This is a genomic window from Yersinia massiliensis (assembly GCF_003048255.1).
Taxonomy (GTDB): Bacteria; Pseudomonadota; Gammaproteobacteria; order Enterobacterales; family Enterobacteriaceae; genus Yersinia; species Yersinia massiliensis_A.
Window position 1 is genome coordinate 3,730,178 of the sequence record NZ_CP028487.1, and the last position, 16,775, is coordinate 3,746,952.

Consider the following 16,775-nt stretch of genomic DNA (forward strand, 5'->3'; position numbering starts at 1 on the left):
GTACCATTTGAAATTAATGAGGCTCCTTATAATGGAAAGTTCGTTTAGTCCCATAGAACAGATGCTTAACTCTCGTGCGAAACGCCAAAAGGATTTCCCCTATCAGGAAATTCTGTTGACACGTTTGTGTATGCATATGCACAGCAAGTTGCTGGAAAACCGCAACAAAATGTTAAAAGCACAAGGGATTAACGAAACCCTGTTTATGGCACTCATTACGCTGGAAGCACAAGAAAGCCACAGTATTCAGCCATCAGAATTAAGTGCTGCACTGGGGTCTTCGCGTACTAACGCCACCCGCATTGCTGATGAATTGGAAAAAAAGGGTTGGATTGAGCGCCGCGAAAGCCAAAATGACCGCCGCTGTCTGTACTTGCATTTGACCGAGGCGGGCCTTGAGTTTTTAAACCAGTTGCTCCCTCCGCAGCATAAATGTCTGCATTTTCTTTGGTCGACACTCGACGCTAACGAACAGCAACAGCTTGAAACGCTAACGCGTAAGTTACTGACTCGTTTGGATGAAATGGAAATACCAGAGTAGTCATTCCATCATTTTTACTCCGGTAATGTTTTATTCCGGCAATGTTTTACTCCAGTAAATAGCTATGACACTCGCACATAGTCGGAGAGTCACGCCCGTAAGAAGACAGGGGTATTGGCGATGAACCATTGATCAGCCAGTCACAATATCGATAGCAGTCAGTAGAACTTACCGCCAGCAGCCATTTTTGCTGGCCTTTTTGGTTTGATCCGTTCATTCGGTAGCGGCTCCTCAGCCCCTGTCATTGATGGCTCACAGAATAAAATACTAACAGGCGTGGAGAACACCATGAGTACGAGCGCGGAAAATCAGACCCCGCAACAGCCGCAGAATAATAAAAAAACACAGCGCAAACGCGTGATGCTGTTGCTGACGGCCATTTTTATTATTATCGGTGTCGCTTACCTAGTGTATTGGTTCTTGGTGTTACGTCATCATCAAGAGACGGATAATGCGTATGTTTCTGGTAACCAAGTCCTGATTATGTCGCAGGTTTCAGGCAGCGTGATTAGCGTCAATTCTGAAAATACCGATTTTGTCAAAAGTGGCGATATTTTGGTGACCCTTGATCCCACTGATGCCGAGCAGGCATTTGAGCAAGCGAAAACTACCCTCGCCAGCAGTGTGCGCCAAACCCACCAGCTCCTCATTAATGGCAAAGAGTATCAAGCCAACATTGCGCTGAAAAAGACACAATTAAGCCAAGCGCAAAATGACTTACAGCGTCGAGTCGTACTGGGTGCAGCGGCTGCGATTGGGCGAGAAGAATTACAACACGCCCGCGATGCGGTTGATGCCGCCCAAGCATCCCTTGATGTGGCAATACAGCAGTTCAACGCTAACCAAGCACTGGTGTTAAATACGCCATTAGAAAAACAACCTGCCGTTGAACAAGCCGCCGCTAAGCTGCGCGATGCTTGGTTAGCGTTGCAGCGCACGAAAATTGTCAGCCCGGTCACCGGCTATGTTTCGCGCCGCAGTGTGCAAGTGGGTGCTGAAATTACCAGCGGTACGCCATTGATGGCGGTAGTGGCCTCTGAGCAGCTATGGATTGACGCTAACTTTAAAGAAACTCAATTAGCGAATATGCGCATTGGCCAACCTGCCACTGTCGTGACTGATTTTTATGGCGATGACGTGGTTTATCAGGGCAAAGTTGTCGGTTTGGATATGGGAACAGGTAGCGCCTTTTCACTGTTGCCAGCACAGAATGCGACAGGTAACTGGATAAAAGTCGTGCAACGTTTGCCGGTTCGTATTGCGCTGGATGCCACACAACTGGCTGAGCATCCGCTACGTATTGGCTTATCAACTACCGTCAGAGTCGACACTGCCAACGCTGACGGGCAAGTGCTAGCCAAAGACGTGCGTAAAGACCCCGCCTTTATCACTGATGCCTTGTCACTGGATTTAGCGCCTGTGAATCAAGTGATTAGCGATATTATTCATGCAAATGCCGGTTAATGTGCATGCAAACGCAGATTAAGTGCGGAGGCCATCGTGGCACAAAAACCGCTTGAAGGTGCCCAACTTGCTTGGATGACGGTCGCACTATCATTAGCGACCTTCATGCAAGTGCTGGACTCTACCATTGCTAACGTGGCGATCCCAACGATAGCGGGCGACTTGGGTTCATCCAACTCGCAAGGCACGTGGGTGATTACCTCTTTTGGCGTGGCGAATGCGATTTCTATCCCCATCACCGGTTGGTTAGCAAAGCGCATCGGTGAAGTGCGGCTGTTCCTGTGGGCAACAGGACTATTTGTACTGGCATCGTGGTTGTGCGGCATTTCAAACAGCTTAGGGATGCTCATTTTCTTCCGGGTGATTCAGGGGTTGGTGGCTGGGCCACTGATTCCGTTATCTCAAAGCTTACTACTGAATAACTATCCCCCCGCGAAGCGAAGTATGGCCTTGGCATTGTGGTCGATGACCATTGTCGTGGCCCCTATCTTCGGGCCGATTCTAGGCGGTTACATCAGCGATAACTACCACTGGGGCTGGATTTTCTTCATCAACATCCCGATCGGGCTGGTGGTCATTCTAATGGCTGGCAGTACCCTGAAAGGGCGAGAAACCAAAACTGAAATCAAGCCTATCGATACCGTGGGGCTGGTGTTATTGGTGGTCGGTATTGGTGCCTTACAAATCATGCTCGACCAAGGTAAGGAGCTGGATTGGTTTAACTCGACCGAGATTATCGTCCTGACGGTCATTGCCGTGATTGCCATTACCTTCTTGATTGTTTGGGAGTTGACCGACGACCACCCCGTCATCGATTTATCGTTATTCAAATCGAGAAACTTTACCATTGGGTGTTTGTGTATCAGTCTGGCCTATATGTTGTACTTCGGTGCCATTGTCTTGCTGCCGCAGCTCCTTCAAGAGGTCTATGGCTACACGGCAACTTGGGCCGGTTTGGCTTCTGCCCCTGTCGGGATATTGCCAGTATTGCTATCACCGATTATTGGGCGCTTCTCTCACCGTATTGATATGCGGCAGCTAGTCACATTCAGCTTCATTATGTACGCGGTTTGTTTCTACTGGCGAGCATATACATTCGAACCGGGGATGGATTTTGGTGCATCGGCATGGCCACAGTTTATACAAGGTTTCGCCATTGCCTGCTTCTTTATGCCACTGACGGCCATTACCCTCTCAGGCTTACCACCTGAGCGTATGGCGGCAGCATCCAGCTTATCTAACTTCCTACGAACATTGGCGGGGTCAATTGGTACGTCGATCACGACGACGTTGTGGACGCAGAGAGAGTCGCTGCATCACTCGCAACTGACCGAATTTGTTAACCCGCTCAACCCGAATGCGACGCAGACTTATCAGGAGTTGGAAAAGCTGGGTATGAGCCAGCAGCAAGCCTCAGCCTATATTGCGCGGGAGATTACTAATCAGGGGCTGATTATCTCAGCAAATGAGATCTTTTGGCTTTCAGCGACCGTATTCTTGCTCCTGCTCGCACTGGTTTGGTTTGCTAAGCCGCCCTTCACTTCCGGAGGCGGAGGGGGTGGCGCGCACTAGTTGCATCAACGCGATTTAGGACGGGCCAAACCCAATAAAAAGGGCGCTGAAGATTAACTTCAGCGCCCTTTTTGACTGATAACGTCTTAGCGAACAGCCCTTAACGATAAGGGCGAAGAGGTTTACTGCGCGCTATTCTGACGCCACCACTCGGCCAGCAAGATGCCCGTCGCAACCGACACATTGAGACTTTCAACGCGCCCAGTCCCGCCGATAGAGACACTCATATCGCCCTGCTGCCATGCACTGTCTGTTAGACCATCACTCTCTTGGCCTAATACCAGCACCATTTTAGCTGGCAATTCAGCTTTCGACAGACTGACACCTTTATGGCTTGAGGTGGTCACGATGGTGTAACCCGCCTTGCGGAAGGTATCCAGCACCGAGAGGAAATCATCAGCATTGATTGCTTTGATATGCTCTGCACCGCCTTCTGCTGTACGCACCGCGGCACCCGACTCCAGCATTGCTGGGTCTTGCAACAACACACCATTAATACCGAAATGCGCGCAAGTCCGCATAATGCCGCCCAGATTATGTGGGTTACCCACATCTTCCAACGCCAGTACACAGTCTTTTGCTTGCGTCTGCTGTTGCAGATAAGTTTCGGCATCCAACCCCTGACGTTTCTTGATCAGGAAGCACACGCCACCGTGATGTTCAGTGCCAGATGCTTTCGCCAGCTCATCCTCTTCAACCACATGGTAAGCCTTGCGGTTCGCCGCCATCCATTTCAGCGCTTCACGAAAACGTGGGGTGACTGATTGTACAAACCAAGCACGCACAATCGCATCAGGGCGGCTTTCAAACAGCGCCTTACAGGCGTTCTCTCCATAGACACGTGTTTCTTCAGCCCGCTGACGGCGCAACTGAGCAGGGTCAACTTGGCTTTTACCGCTGATGCCACCATGATCAAATTCAGGTTCTTCCGATGGCGCTCGAGAAACGGTTTTCCACGGTGAATCGTAAGGACCGCTGCTTTCAGAACGTGCCGGACGGCTAGGACGATCGCGTTCATTACGGCCAGAATCATTACGGCGTGAGTCATTATTACGCGGTGAATTGCCTCGACCGGCATTATCACCCGGACGCCCTTTACCTGCCGGACGCGGGTTTTTATTGCGGTTATTGTTGTTACGGTCGTCGCTACTTTCGTCACCGCGGACGTACATCACTTTAACTTTTCCGTTCTTGCCACTAAATGAATCGTTCATTGTCTTCTCCACCAACGCGCAGGGCGCGAAGATTACCTGATGTCCGCCCGGTTAGCCATAAGCAAGCGCTAAAAGCTACCAACTATCGTATTCATTGAATAAACCTTTTTGGCACTGGCCTCATTTATACCCATAATAGATAACATCAACGAAACAATTCAGTGCACTTTTACTGTTTGGTTTCTCTTACCTACTCAGAAACAAAATAAAGGCGAATGTATGAATACGGTATGTACAGCTTGTATGGCGACTAATCGCCTGCCGGAAGAACGTATTGATGACGGCGCTAAATGTGGGCGCTGTGGCCACTCTTTATTTGATGGCGAAGTGATTAATGCCACCGCCGAAACACTGGATAAACTGCTGCAAGACGATCTGCCCGTCGTTATCGACTTTTGGGCGCCTTGGTGCGGGCCTTGCCGTAGTTTCGCGCCGGTTTTTGAAGCCGTTGCCGCAGAGCGCGCCGAAAAAATCCGCTTCGTTAAAGTCAATACTGAAGCAGAGCCAGCACTCAGTACCCGTTTCCGCATCCGTAGCATTCCTACTATCATGCTGTATCGGAACGGTAAAATGGTCGATATGCTGAACGGTGCGGTACCTAAAGCCCCGTTTGATCAGTGGTTAAATGAGCAATTAGCCGCAGAGCCGGTCGCCCGTTAAGCTAGTTTAACCCATTTATCGGCTCTCAGGCTGATCAGTTCGATACGACGATAAAAACCACGCCCTGACAGTTTTCTGCCGGGGCGTGGTTTTATTGTATAACTCATGGGGCGGGTTGATTAGAATAACGCTATTTCTTAGGAGTCCGTCGTGACTGAATCCTCTATCCAAGGCCATGCATTGTTGGCAGAAAGTATTTCGCCAATGGTCGAAACGACGGGAAATGCAGTATTGCGCTTACGCCAAATACGCTTAGCGGCGTCTACTCGTGCTTATCGTGCTCGTGGCTGCCGCGCCATTCGCTGCCAAGGTTGCTTACTGGCTGAGCGGCTTTGCTTATGCGATACCATCAAACCACAACGGGCGAGCAGCCGCTTTTGCCTCGTGATGTTTGATACTGAGCCATTAAAACCCAGTAATACCGGCCGACTGATCGCCGATATTCTGCCCGATACTCAAGCCTTTCTTTGGGCGCGAACAGAAGTGGATCCCGCGCTAATTGCGGCCATTCAAGACCCAACACGCCAGCCGTATGTGGTCTTTCCAGAAAAATATGCCGAGCCGCCAAGACAGGTGTTCAATCAATTACCTATCAGCGATAAACCACCATTATTTATTCTGCTGGATGGTACTTGGACTGAGGCTAAAAAGATGTTTCGCAAAAGCCCTTATCTCGCAGGCTTCCCTATGCTGTCGCTGAATGTCACGAATACCTCCGATTACCTTTTGCGCGAAGCACAACGCCCAGAACAGCACTGCACGGTCGAGGTGGCGGCGGCGTTGCTCCAACAAGCGGGCGATCTTCAGGCCGCAGAAGGACTGACGGCCCATTTTCATTATTTTCGCCAGCAATATTTAGCAGGAAAACCTCATCATCCAGTGGCTCGAGTCACAGCAAACGCCGAAGAAATCGCATAAAATCAAACACGCGACCTTTATCTGAGGCCCGATAGATATCAGGGGCAGAACGGTGGCAAACAGCAGTCTCATTGAGCTGAAGTCCACGGATGGTCGAGTCATGAGCGCAGCCATATGCGTGCAACTTGAGAAATGACGGGGATAAACCATGAGTCAACGCGGATTAGAAGCGCTATTACGCCCGAAATCGATTGCGGTCATTGGTGCGTCAGAAAAGCCTGAACGTGCCGGTTTCCTGATGATGCGTAATTTGTTGGATGGCGGCTTCAATGGCCCTATTCTGCCGGTTACCCCGACGCATAAAGCGGTTTGCGGTGTGCTGGCTTATGCCAATATCGCCAGCCTCCCCATCACGCCCGACTTGGCTATCCTTTGTACACATGACCACCGCAATCTGACATTGCTCGAAGACTTGGGTGTCCGTGGCTGTAAAGCGGTGATTGTTCTCTCTGCTGCGACAGAGCAATTCCCTGAGTTGAAAGCCTGCGCTCATCGTCATCATATGCGCTTGCTTGGGCCAAACAGTTTAGGCTTACTGGCACCGTGGCAAGGGTTGAATGCCAGTTTCTCGCCCGTGCCCATCAAAAAAGGGCGATTGGCGTTTATCTCCCAGTCGGCTGCAGTCGCAAATACCATTTTGGATTGGGCGCAACAGCGGGAAGTTGGCTTTTCTTACTTTATCGCGCTGGGTGATAGTCTCGATATTGATGTCGACGACCTGCTCGATTTCCTCGCCAGAGACGGTAAAACCAGCGCCATTATGTTGTATATCGAACATATCAGCGATGCTCGGCGCTTTTTATCTGCTTCACGCAGTGCTTCGCGTAATAAGCCCATTCTGGTGGTCAAAAGTGGTCGCAGCCAGCGGGCACAACAATTACTGAATGGCCAGCAAGGGTTGGATGCCGCTTATGATGCCGCGATTCAGCGCGCGGGGTTACTGCGAGTGCAAGATACGCATGAGTTGTTCTCTGCTGTCGAGACACTCAGTCATATGCACCCCCTACGAGGTGAGCGCTTACTCATTGTCAGTAACGGTGCTGCACCCGCCGCCATGGCATTGGATGAACTCATTAGCCGTAATGGCAAACTGGCGACATTGTCAGATACCACACAATCGGCTCTGAGCGAGGCACTACCGTCTTTTGTTTCCTTACGTAACCCAATAGACCTACGGGATGATGCCAGTGCTGAGCGCTATTTAGCTGCGGTTAAGCCGTTATTGGACAGCACCGATTATGACGCGTTACTACTGATTCATTCCCCCAGTGCCGCAGCACCGGGTAGCAAGACCGCCGAGCTATTAATTTCAGCTATCCGCCAGCACCCACGTGGAAAACGCCTTACTGTGCTGACTAACTGGTGCGGAGAATATTCATCGCAGGACGCACGGCGGCTATTCACCGAAGCAGGAATACCGACCTACCGCACACCAGAGGGCGCGATTACTGCCTTTATGCATATGGTGGAATATCGCCGTAACCAAAAACAACTGAAAGAGACGCCAGCACTGCCTGTGGGGCTGACGGCGAATACCGCTCATGTCCACCAATTGATCCGCCAAGCATTGGCTGAAGGGACGACTCAGCTCGATACCCATGAAGTACAGCCGATCTTAGAAGCTTATGGCCTGAATATGCTGCCAACCTGGATTGCCAGTGATAGCGTAGAAGCGGTGCATATCGCCGAGCGTTTGGGGTATCCCGTTGCGATCAAACTGCGTTCCCCCGATATCCCGCACAAATCTGAAGTTCAGGGTGTCATGTTGTACCTGCGTACGGCCATCGAGGTACAACGCGCCGCTGACGATATTCTTGACCGCGTCAAGCGTACCTTCCCACAAGCCCGCATCCATGGCCTGTTGGTGCAAAGTATGGCTAACCGTGCTGGCGCGCAAGAATTACGCATTGCCGTTGAACAAGATGCGATTTTCGGCCCACTGATTATGTTGGGTGAAGGGGGAATCGAATGGCATCATGAAACACAGGCCGCCGTCGCACTACCACCACTCAATATGGCGCTGGCCCGCTATCTGATTATTCAAGCGGTCAAAGGCGGGAAAATTCGCAGCCGTGGATCGCTGCAGCCTTTAGATATCCCAGGATTAAGTCGGTTGCTGGTACAAGTCTCTAACTTGATTCTCGATTGCCCCGAAATCAGTCGGTTAGATATCCACCCCGTTCTTGCTTCTGGTAATGAGTTCACGCTGCTGGATGTTTCCATGCAACTCGCCCCAGTGAGTGGCGATCCACAGGCTCGATTAGCCATACGCCCCTACCCACATGAGTTAGAGCAAAAGGTGGTGTTAAAAGATGGCTCCGAGTGCCTATTCCGCCCTATCTTGCCGGAAGATGAACCGCTGCTAAAATTGTTTATTGATCAAGTCACTAAAGAAGATCTCTATTATCGCTACTTCAGTGAAATCAATGAATTCAGCCATGATGATTTGGCGAATATGACGCAGATTGACTATGATCGGGAAATGGCATTTGTCGCGGTACGCCAAAATGCGACAGGACCGGAAATCATCGGTGTGACGCGGGCGTTATCTGATCCCGATAATATTGATGCTGAGTTCGCCGTATTAGTACGTTCAGACTTAAAAGGGCTAGGCTTAGGTCGAGAACTGCTCGAAAAGATGATTCACTATACGCGCAGCCATGGGTTAACGCGGTTAACCGCGATCACCATGCCGAACAATCGCGGCATGATTGGTTTAGCTAAAAAACTGGGCTTTAGTATTGATGTACAAATTGAGGATGGGATCGTTAACCTGGAACTGGCGCTGTGATTTCAGTTGCATAAATCGCCGTGATATACGCCACAACCCCAAACGATTCGGTCATTAACCGGCAAAACTTGCGCACAATCCGGAAAAGTAGTGGTATTATCGCCCGACTCTATGGATTAGTGTTTTTTTGGATATGGCGGCTTTGCCATTAAATAACAAGAGAAGAAGCGCACTGTGATGTTGTCAAAATTTAAACGTAGTAAACATCAACAACACCTTGCACAACTGCCCAAACTCCCCCAGCCAGTTGATGATGTCCAAACGCTGTATTGCCCCAAGGTTTTCCGCTCTACACTATTGGAATTAATAGGTCAGGCGACCAACCGTATTTATCTGGTGGCGCTTTATCTTGAGCAGGATGATGCAGGTCGCGACGTGATGAACGCCCTCTATCAGGCCAAACAGCGACAGCCTGAACTGGAAATTTGCGTGCTAGTAGACTGGCACCGTGCCCAGCGTGGCCGTATCGGAGCAGCAGCAGTCAATACTAATGCTGATTGGTATTGCGAGATGGCAGCACAACATCCTGATGTTTGCGTTCCAGTTTATGGTGTTCCGGTTAATACCCGAGAAGCCCTTGGTGTCCTGCATCTCAAAGGTTTTATCATTGATGACACCGTGATCTACAGTGGTGCCAGCATCAATGACGTCTATCTGCATCAAAACGATAAGTATCGTTATGATCGTTACCAGTTAATCACGAATCCATCATTGGCCGGTATTATGGTTGATTACGTGAAACAGCGAGTCTTGAGTGCCGGTGCTGTTCAGCGCCTTGATCGTACGGATCGACCCACGAATCCTGAAATCAAAAACGAAACTCGGCAGTTTCGCTCCTCGCTGCGTGACATCGGATATCAATTCTCTACGCAAGCAAGCAATGATGAATTAGCTATCACACCCTTAGTTGGCTTAGGCAAAAAAAGCCCGCTGAACAAAACGATTCATCACCTCATGTCTTCCGCTGATGAGCGCCTGACGATTTGCACTCCCTACTTTAATTTGCCTGCGTTATTAGTTCGCAACATTATTTATTTACTGCGAGAAGGTAAACAAGTCGAGATTATTGTCGGCGACAAAACAGCAAATGATTTTTATATTCCGGAAGATCAGCCGTTTAAAATTATTGGCGCATTACCTTACTTATACGAAATCAACTTGCGTCGTTTCCTCAGCCGCTTACAACGCTTTGTGGATAACGGACAACTTATCGTTCGTTTGTGGAAGGATGGTGACAATACCTACCATCTGAAAGGGATGTGGGTAGATAATAACTGGCAATTGATCACCGGTAACAATCTGAATCCACGTGCATGGCGTTTGGATCTTGAGAATGCCATTTTGATTCATGATCCTAAGCATGAGATGCATGAACAGCGAGCTAAAGAGTTAGAGTGTATCCGCACTCATACCAAAGTCGTCTCGCACTACCTTGAACTTGAGAATATTCAACAGTACCCCGTCAAGGTTCGTAAACTGATCCGTCGCTTACGCAGAATTCGTATCGATCGCTTAATTAGCCGCATACTATAAACCTAAATAAAACCGGTCATACCTAAATTGATAAAATGATCCCAATACCCTGTGAGCCTTGAGCTAACAGGGTATTTTTTTGGGAACCGTACGCCATTACGTCCTCTAGCTTCACTTCTGAGCATATACAGCCAGTCATTATTGAGTATTGCCCCTAATCAGTCCCAACTAACTTTTGCCCTGTACTTAAAGGCACCAGTTCTGATATCCAAAATACGAGATTAACAATAGGTAAATGGTAAATGGTAAATGGTAAATGGTAAATGGTAAATGGTAAATGGTAAATGGTAAATGGTAAATGGTAAATGGTAAATGGTAAATGGTAAATGGTAAATGGTAAATGGTAAATGGTAAATGGTAAATGGTAAATGGTAAATGGTGAGTGGTGAGTGGTGAGTGGTGAGTGGTGAGTCTCGATTTTAATCGATTCAATTGTCATAACAATAAATCAATTTTTTAGTTTTTTATAATGCAAAAAACCCCTGAATCTGCGATTCAGGGGTTTTGCAATAAGTGGCGGAACGGACGGGGCTCGAACCCGCGACCCCCTGCGTGACAGGCAGGTATTCTAACCAACTGAACTACCGCTCCACCGATTCTGTTACGTGTATCTTCCTGATACTTACCCTTTACAGGGCCAGCGCTCCTCGCTGTGCAAAACCGTCTCTGACGATTTTGTCAGTTACCAGATGTCACTCTGATAACTCGTGTTTGATGCCTGGCAGTGTCCTACTCTCGCATGGGGAGACCCCACACTACCATCGGCGCTACGGCGTTTCACTTCTGAGTTCGGCATGGGATCAGGTGGGACCACCGCGCTATGGCCGCCAGGCAAATTCTGTTTCAATCAACCCGCTACACGCTCTCTCCGCGCAGCCAGTCAACCCAACCTCGGAACTTCGCTGAAAATCTCTCAATACCACCAAAACACCTTTGGTGTTGTAAGGTTAAGCCTCACGGATCATTAGTACTGGTTAGCTCAATGCATCGCTGCACTTACACACCCAGCCTATCAACGTCATCGTCTTTAACGTTCCTTCAGGGGGCTTAAAGCCCCAGGGAAGACTCATCTCGAGGCAAGTTTCCCGCTTAGATGCTTTCAGCGGTTATCTCTTCCGAATTTAGCTACCGGGCAATGCCATTGGCATGACAACCCGAACACCAGTGATTCGTCCACTCCGGTCCTCTCGTACTAGGAGCAGCCCCTCTCAATCTTCCAACGCCCACGGCAGATAGGGACCGAACTGTCTCACGACGTTCTAAACCCAGCTCGCGTACCACTTTAAATGGCGAACAGCCATACCCTTGGGACCTACTTCAGCCCCAGGATGTGATGAGCCGACATCGAGGTGCCAAACACCGCCGTCGATATGAACTCTTGGGCGGTATCAGCCTGTTATCCCCGGAGTACCTTTTATCCGTTGAGCGATGGCCCTTCCATTCAGAACCACCGGATCACTAAGACCTACTTTCGTACCTGCTCGAGCCGTCACTCTCGCAGTCAAGCTAGCTTATGCCTTTGCACTAACCTCACGATGTCCGACCGTGATTAGCTAACCTTCGTGCTCCTCCGTTACTCTTTGGGAGGAGACCGCCCCAGTCAAACTACCCACCAGACACTGTCCTCACCCCAGATAATGGGGCCGAGTTAGAACATCAAACATTAAAGGGTGGTATTTCAAGGTTGGCTCCATGCAGACTGGCGTCCACACTTCGATGCCTCCCACCTATCCTACACATCAAGGCTCAATGTTCAGTGTCAAGCTATAGTAAAGGTTCACGGGGTCTTTCCGTCTTGCCGCGGGTACACTGCATCTTCACAGCGAGTTCAATTTCACTGAGTCTCGGGTGGAGACAGCCTGGCCATCATTACGCCATTCGTGCAGGTCGGAACTTACCCGACAAGGAATTTCGCTACCTTAGGACCGTTATAGTTACGGCCGCCGTTTACTGGGGCTTCGATCAAGAGCTTCGCCTTGCGGCTGACCCCATCAATTAACCTTCCAGCACCGGGCAGGCGTCACACCGTATACGTCCACTTTCGTGTTTGCACAGTGCTGTGTTTTTATTAAACAGTTGCAGCCAGCTGGTATCTGCGACTGGCTTCAGCTCCGAGAGCAAGTCTCTTCACCTAGCGCCAGCGTGCCTTCTCCCGAAGTTACGGCACCATTTTGCCTAGTTCCTTCACCCGAGTTCTCTCAAGCGCCTGAGTATTCTCTACCTGACCACCTGTGTCGGTTTGGGGTACGATTTCATGTTACCTGATGCTTAGAGGCTTTTCCTGGAAGCATGGCATCAACTACTTCTGCACCGTAGTGCATCGTCATCACACCTCAGCGTTGATAAGCAACCGGATTTACCAAGTCACTCCGCCTACATGCTTAAACCGGGACAACCGTCGCCCGGCTAGCCTAGCCTTCTCCGTCCCCCCTTCGCAGTAACACCAAGTACAGGAATATTAACCTGTTTCCCATCGACTACGCTTTTCAGCCTCGCCTTAGGGGTCGACTCACCCTGCCCCGATTAACGTTGGACAGGAACCCTTGGTCTTCCGGCGTGCGGGTTTTTCACCCGCATTATCGTTACTTATGTCAGCATTCGCACTTCTGATACCTCCAGCAGTCCTCACAGACCACCTTCAACGGCTTACAGAACGCTCCCCTACCCAACAACGCCTAAGCGTCGCTGCCGCAGCTTCGGTGCATGGTTTAGCCCCGTTACATCTTCCGCGCAGGCCGACTCGACCAGTGAGCTATTACGCTTTCTTTAAATGATGGCTGCTTCTAAGCCAACATCCTGGCTGTCTATGCCTTCCCACATCGTTTCCCACTTAACCATGACTTTGGGACCTTAGCTGGCGGTCTGGGTTGTTTCCCTCTTCACGACGGACGTTAGCACCCGCCGTGTGTCTCCCGTGATAACATTCTTCGGTATTCGGAGTTTGCATCGGTTTGGTAAGCCGGGATGGCCCCCTAGCCGAAACAGTGCTCTACCCCCGAAGATGAGTTCACGAGGCGCTACCTAAATAGCTTTCGGGGAGAACCAGCTATCTCCCGGTTTGATTGGCCTTTCACCCCCAGCCACAAGTCATCCGCTAATTTTTCAACATTAGTCGGTTCGGTCCTCCAGTTAGTGTTACCCAACCTTCAACCTGCCCATGGCTAGATCACCGGGTTTCGGGTCTATACCTTGCAACTAGACGCCCAGTTAAGACTCGGTTTCCCTACGGCTCCCCTATTCGGTTAACCTTGCTACAAAATATAAGTCGCTGACCCATTATACAAAAGGTACGCAGTCACACCACGAAGGTGCTCCCACTGCTTGTACGTACACGGTTTCAGGTTCTATTTCACTCCCCTCGCCGGGGTTCTTTTCGCCTTTCCCTCACGGTACTGGTTCACTATCGGTCAGTCAGGAGTATTTAGCCTTGGAGGATGGTCCCCCCATATTCAGACAGGATGTCACGTGTCCCGCCCTACTCATCGAGTTCACAAGCAGTGTGTTTTGGTGTACGGGACTATCACCCTGTACCGTGCGACTTTCCAGACGCTTCCACTAACACACCACTTGATTCAGACTCTGGGCTCCTCCCCGTTCGCTCGCCGCTACTGGGGGAATCTCGGTTGATTTCTTTTCCTCGGGGTACTTAGATGTTTCAGTTCCCCCGGTTCGCCTCGTTAGACTATGTATTCATCTAACGATAGTGCAACGAATTGCACTGGGTTTCCCCATTCGGGTATCGTCGGTTATTACGCTTCATATCAGCTTACCGACGCTTTTCGCAGATTAGCACGCCCTTCATCGCCTCTGACTGCCTAGGCATCCACCGTGTACGCTTAGTCGCTTAACCTCACAACCCAAAGATGTTTTATCCTGAAGATAAAGACCTTCATGCTGTGATTATTGAGAGACTCTCATACAGGTTACTGATTATCCCGATACTTCTACGGTGAGATAATGTTCAGCTGTATGGTTTCAATTTTCAGCTTGTTCCAGATTGTTAAAGAGCAATAGCTTAAACACGACTTGTGAAAGTCATCTTTAAGATATTTTCGGTTTCGCAGAACCGGTGATAATGTCTTTCACACATTATCGGATTGGCGTCCCCAAGGGGATTCGAACCCCTGTTACAGCCGTGAAAGGGCAGTGTCCTAGGCCTCTAGACGATGGGGACACGAAAATACCGATTAAACCGAAATCTAACCGTTTCGCATCAGCATGAGTCGAAACTCACGACATCAACAGGTGCTTTGCTCTATTACATTCATCAGACAATCTGTGTGGACACTACGCAATGCGTATCGTGAGGTAAGGAGGTGATCCAACCGCAGGTTCCCCTACGGTTACCTTGTTACGACTTCACCCCAGTCATGAATCACAAAGTGGTAAGCGCCCTCCCGAAGGTTAAGCTACCTACTTCTTTTGCAACCCACTCCCATGGTGTGACGGGCGGTGTGTACAAGGCCCGGGAACGTATTCACCGTAGCATTCTGATCTACGATTACTAGCGATTCCGACTTCATGGAGTCGAGTTGCAGACTCCAATCCGGACTACGACAGACTTTATGTGGTCCGCTTGCTCTCGCGAGTTCGCTTCACTTTGTATCTGCCATTGTAGCACGTGTGTAGCCCTACTCGTAAGGGCCATGATGACTTGACGTCATCCCCACCTTCCTCCGGTTTGTCACCGGCAGTCTCCCTTGAGTTCCCACCATTACGTGCTGGCAACAAAGGATAAGGGTTGCGCTCGTTGCGGGACTTAACCCAACATTTCACAACACGAGCTGACGACAGCCATGCAGCACCTGTCTCACAGTTCCCGAAGGCACCGAAGCATCTCTGCTAAGTTCTGTGGATGTCAAGAGTAGGTAAGGTTCTTCGCGTTGCATCGAATTAAACCACATGCTCCACCGCTTGTGCGGGCCCCCGTCAATTCATTTGAGTTTTAACCTTGCGGCCGTACTCCCCAGGCGGTCGACTTAACGCGTTAGCTCCGGAAGCCACGCCTCAAGGGCACAACCTCCAAGTCGACATCGTTTACAGCGTGGACTACCAGGGTATCTAATCCTGTTTGCTCCCCACGCTTTCGCACCTGAGCGTCAGTCTTTGTCCAGGGGGCCGCCTTCGCCACCGGTATTCCTCCAGATCTCTACGCATTTCACCGCTACACCTGGAATTCTACCCCCCTCTACAAGACTCTAGCTTGCCAGTTTCAAATGCAGTTCCCACGTTAAGCGCGGGGATTTCACATCTGACTTAACAAACCGCCTGCGTGCGCTTTACGCCCAGTAATTCCGATTAACGCTTGCACCCTCCGTATTACCGCGGCTGCTGGCACGGAGTTAGCCGGTGCTTCTTCTGCGAGTAACGTCAATCACTGCGGTTATTAACCACAATGCCTTCCTCCTCGCTGAAAGTGCTTTACAACCCGAAGGCCTTCTTCACACACGCGGCATGGCTGCATCAGGCTTGCGCCCATTGTGCAATATTCCCCACTGCTGCCTCCCGTAGGAGTCTGGACCGTGTCTCAGTTCCAGTGTGGCTGGTCATCCTCTCAGACCAGCTAGGGATCGTCGCCTAGGTGAGCCATTACCCCACCTACTAGCTAATCCCATCTGGGTTCATCCGATGGCGTGAGGCCCGAAGGTCCCCCACTTTGCTCTTTCGAGGTCATGCGGTATTAGCTACCGTTTCCAGTAGTTATCCCCCTCCATCAGGCAGATCCCCAGACATTACTCACCCGTCCGCCGCTCGCCGGCAAAGTAGCAAGCTACTTTCCGCTGCCGCTCGACTTGCATGTGTTAGGCCTGCCGCCAGCGTTCAATCTGAGCCATGATCAAACTCTTCAATTTAAGATTTGTTTGATTTGCTACCGAAGTAGCGATGCTCAAAGATTACTTTCTGCAAATATGCATTCGAACCGAGGTTCAAATGTTTACTGCTTTGGTCACTCTTCAAGACTTTGATATTGCTTCTGCCTGCCGAAACAGGCTTCGATATCGTCTTGCGAGTGCCCACACAGATTGTCTGATAAATTGTTAAAGAGCGTTCGTTACCTGTTAACCTTGCGGTCAATCTGACG

The 16,775-nt window shown here is 50.1% G+C and carries 9 protein-coding genes, 2 tRNA genes and 3 rRNA genes; 7 read left to right on the forward strand and 7 right to left on the reverse strand.

What is annotated here, in order from left to right:
- Positions 1–31: 31 nt before the first annotated feature.
- Positions 32–541 (forward strand): transcriptional repressor MprA, encoded by a 510-nt coding sequence (gene mprA, locus DA391_RS17380; RefSeq protein WP_050083491.1) that lies wholly within the window; start codon positions 32–34, stop codon positions 539–541.
- A 46-nt stretch (positions 542–587) separates the two neighbouring features.
- On the opposite strand, the gene DA391_RS24250 is transcribed toward mprA, so the two are convergent.
- The gene (locus tag DA391_RS24250) at positions 588–758 is read right to left on the reverse strand and encodes a hypothetical protein (protein ID WP_155411038.1); all 171 of its coding nucleotides are present in this window, start codon (positions 756–758) and stop codon (positions 588–590) included.
- Between the two features lie 71 nt (positions 759–829).
- Between DA391_RS24250 and emrA the strand changes: the two genes are divergently transcribed.
- Positions 830–2,005: a multidrug efflux MFS transporter periplasmic adaptor subunit EmrA gene (emrA, locus tag DA391_RS17385; protein ID WP_050083490.1), complete on the forward strand. Its 1,176-nt coding sequence runs from the start codon at positions 830–832 to the stop codon at positions 2,003–2,005.
- Positions 2,006–2,038: 33 nt separating this feature from the next.
- Positions 2,039–3,577 carry a multidrug efflux MFS transporter permease subunit EmrB gene (gene emrB, locus DA391_RS17390; RefSeq protein WP_167398236.1) on the forward strand — a complete coding sequence of 513 codons (1,539 nt, stop codon included), beginning with the start codon at positions 2,039–2,041 and terminating at the stop codon, positions 3,575–3,577.
- A 122-nt stretch (positions 3,578–3,699) separates the two neighbouring features.
- On the opposite strand, the gene DA391_RS17395 is transcribed toward emrB, so the two are convergent.
- On the reverse strand, positions 3,700–4,791 hold the full coding sequence (locus DA391_RS17395; protein ID WP_050083488.1) for a tRNA/rRNA methyltransferase: 1,092 nt from the start codon (positions 4,789–4,791) through the stop codon (positions 3,700–3,702).
- Between the two features lie 219 nt (positions 4,792–5,010).
- Between DA391_RS17395 and trxC the strand changes: the two genes are divergently transcribed.
- The 4 genes from trxC to pssA all read left to right on the forward strand — a co-directional run bounded on the left by trxC (position 5,011) and on the right by pssA (position 10,693).
- Positions 5,011–5,451, forward strand: coding sequence for a thioredoxin TrxC (gene trxC, locus DA391_RS17400; RefSeq protein WP_050083487.1), 441 nt, complete (start codon positions 5,011–5,013; stop codon positions 5,449–5,451).
- Positions 5,452–5,655: 204 nt separating this feature from the next.
- The gene (locus DA391_RS17405; protein ID WP_098905210.1) at positions 5,656–6,369 is read left to right on the forward strand and encodes a tRNA-uridine aminocarboxypropyltransferase; all 714 of its coding nucleotides are present in this window, start codon (positions 5,656–5,658) and stop codon (positions 6,367–6,369) included.
- Positions 6,370–6,517: 148 nt separating this feature from the next.
- Positions 6,518–9,160 carry a bifunctional acetate--CoA ligase family protein/GNAT family N-acetyltransferase gene (locus DA391_RS17410; RefSeq protein WP_098904233.1) on the forward strand — a complete coding sequence of 881 codons (2,643 nt, stop codon included), beginning with the start codon at positions 6,518–6,520 and terminating at the stop codon, positions 9,158–9,160.
- Positions 9,161–9,337: 177 nt separating this feature from the next.
- Positions 9,338–10,693, forward strand: coding sequence for a CDP-diacylglycerol--serine O-phosphatidyltransferase (pssA, locus tag DA391_RS17415; RefSeq protein ID WP_050287056.1), 1,356 nt, complete (start codon positions 9,338–9,340; stop codon positions 10,691–10,693).
- Between the two features lie 514 nt (positions 10,694–11,207).
- Here pssA and DA391_RS17425 read toward each other — a convergent pair.
- The 5 genes from DA391_RS17425 to DA391_RS17445 form a co-directional block, all read right to left on the reverse strand.
- Positions 11,208–11,284 (reverse strand) — tRNA-Asp (locus tag DA391_RS17425).
- Positions 11,285–11,409: 125 nt separating this feature from the next.
- Positions 11,410–11,525 (reverse strand): 5S ribosomal RNA (gene rrf / locus DA391_RS17430).
- Positions 11,526–11,636: 111 nt separating this feature from the next.
- A 23S ribosomal RNA gene (locus DA391_RS17435) occupies positions 11,637–14,543 on the reverse strand.
- A 248-nt stretch (positions 14,544–14,791) separates the two neighbouring features.
- A tRNA-Glu gene (locus DA391_RS17440) sits at positions 14,792–14,867 on the reverse strand.
- Between the two features lie 135 nt (positions 14,868–15,002).
- Positions 15,003–16,545, reverse strand: a 16S ribosomal RNA gene (locus tag DA391_RS17445).
- The 16S, 23S and 5S rRNA genes sit together here with 2 tRNA genes alongside, the layout of an rRNA operon.
- Between the last annotated feature and the right edge of the window lie 230 nt (positions 16,546–16,775).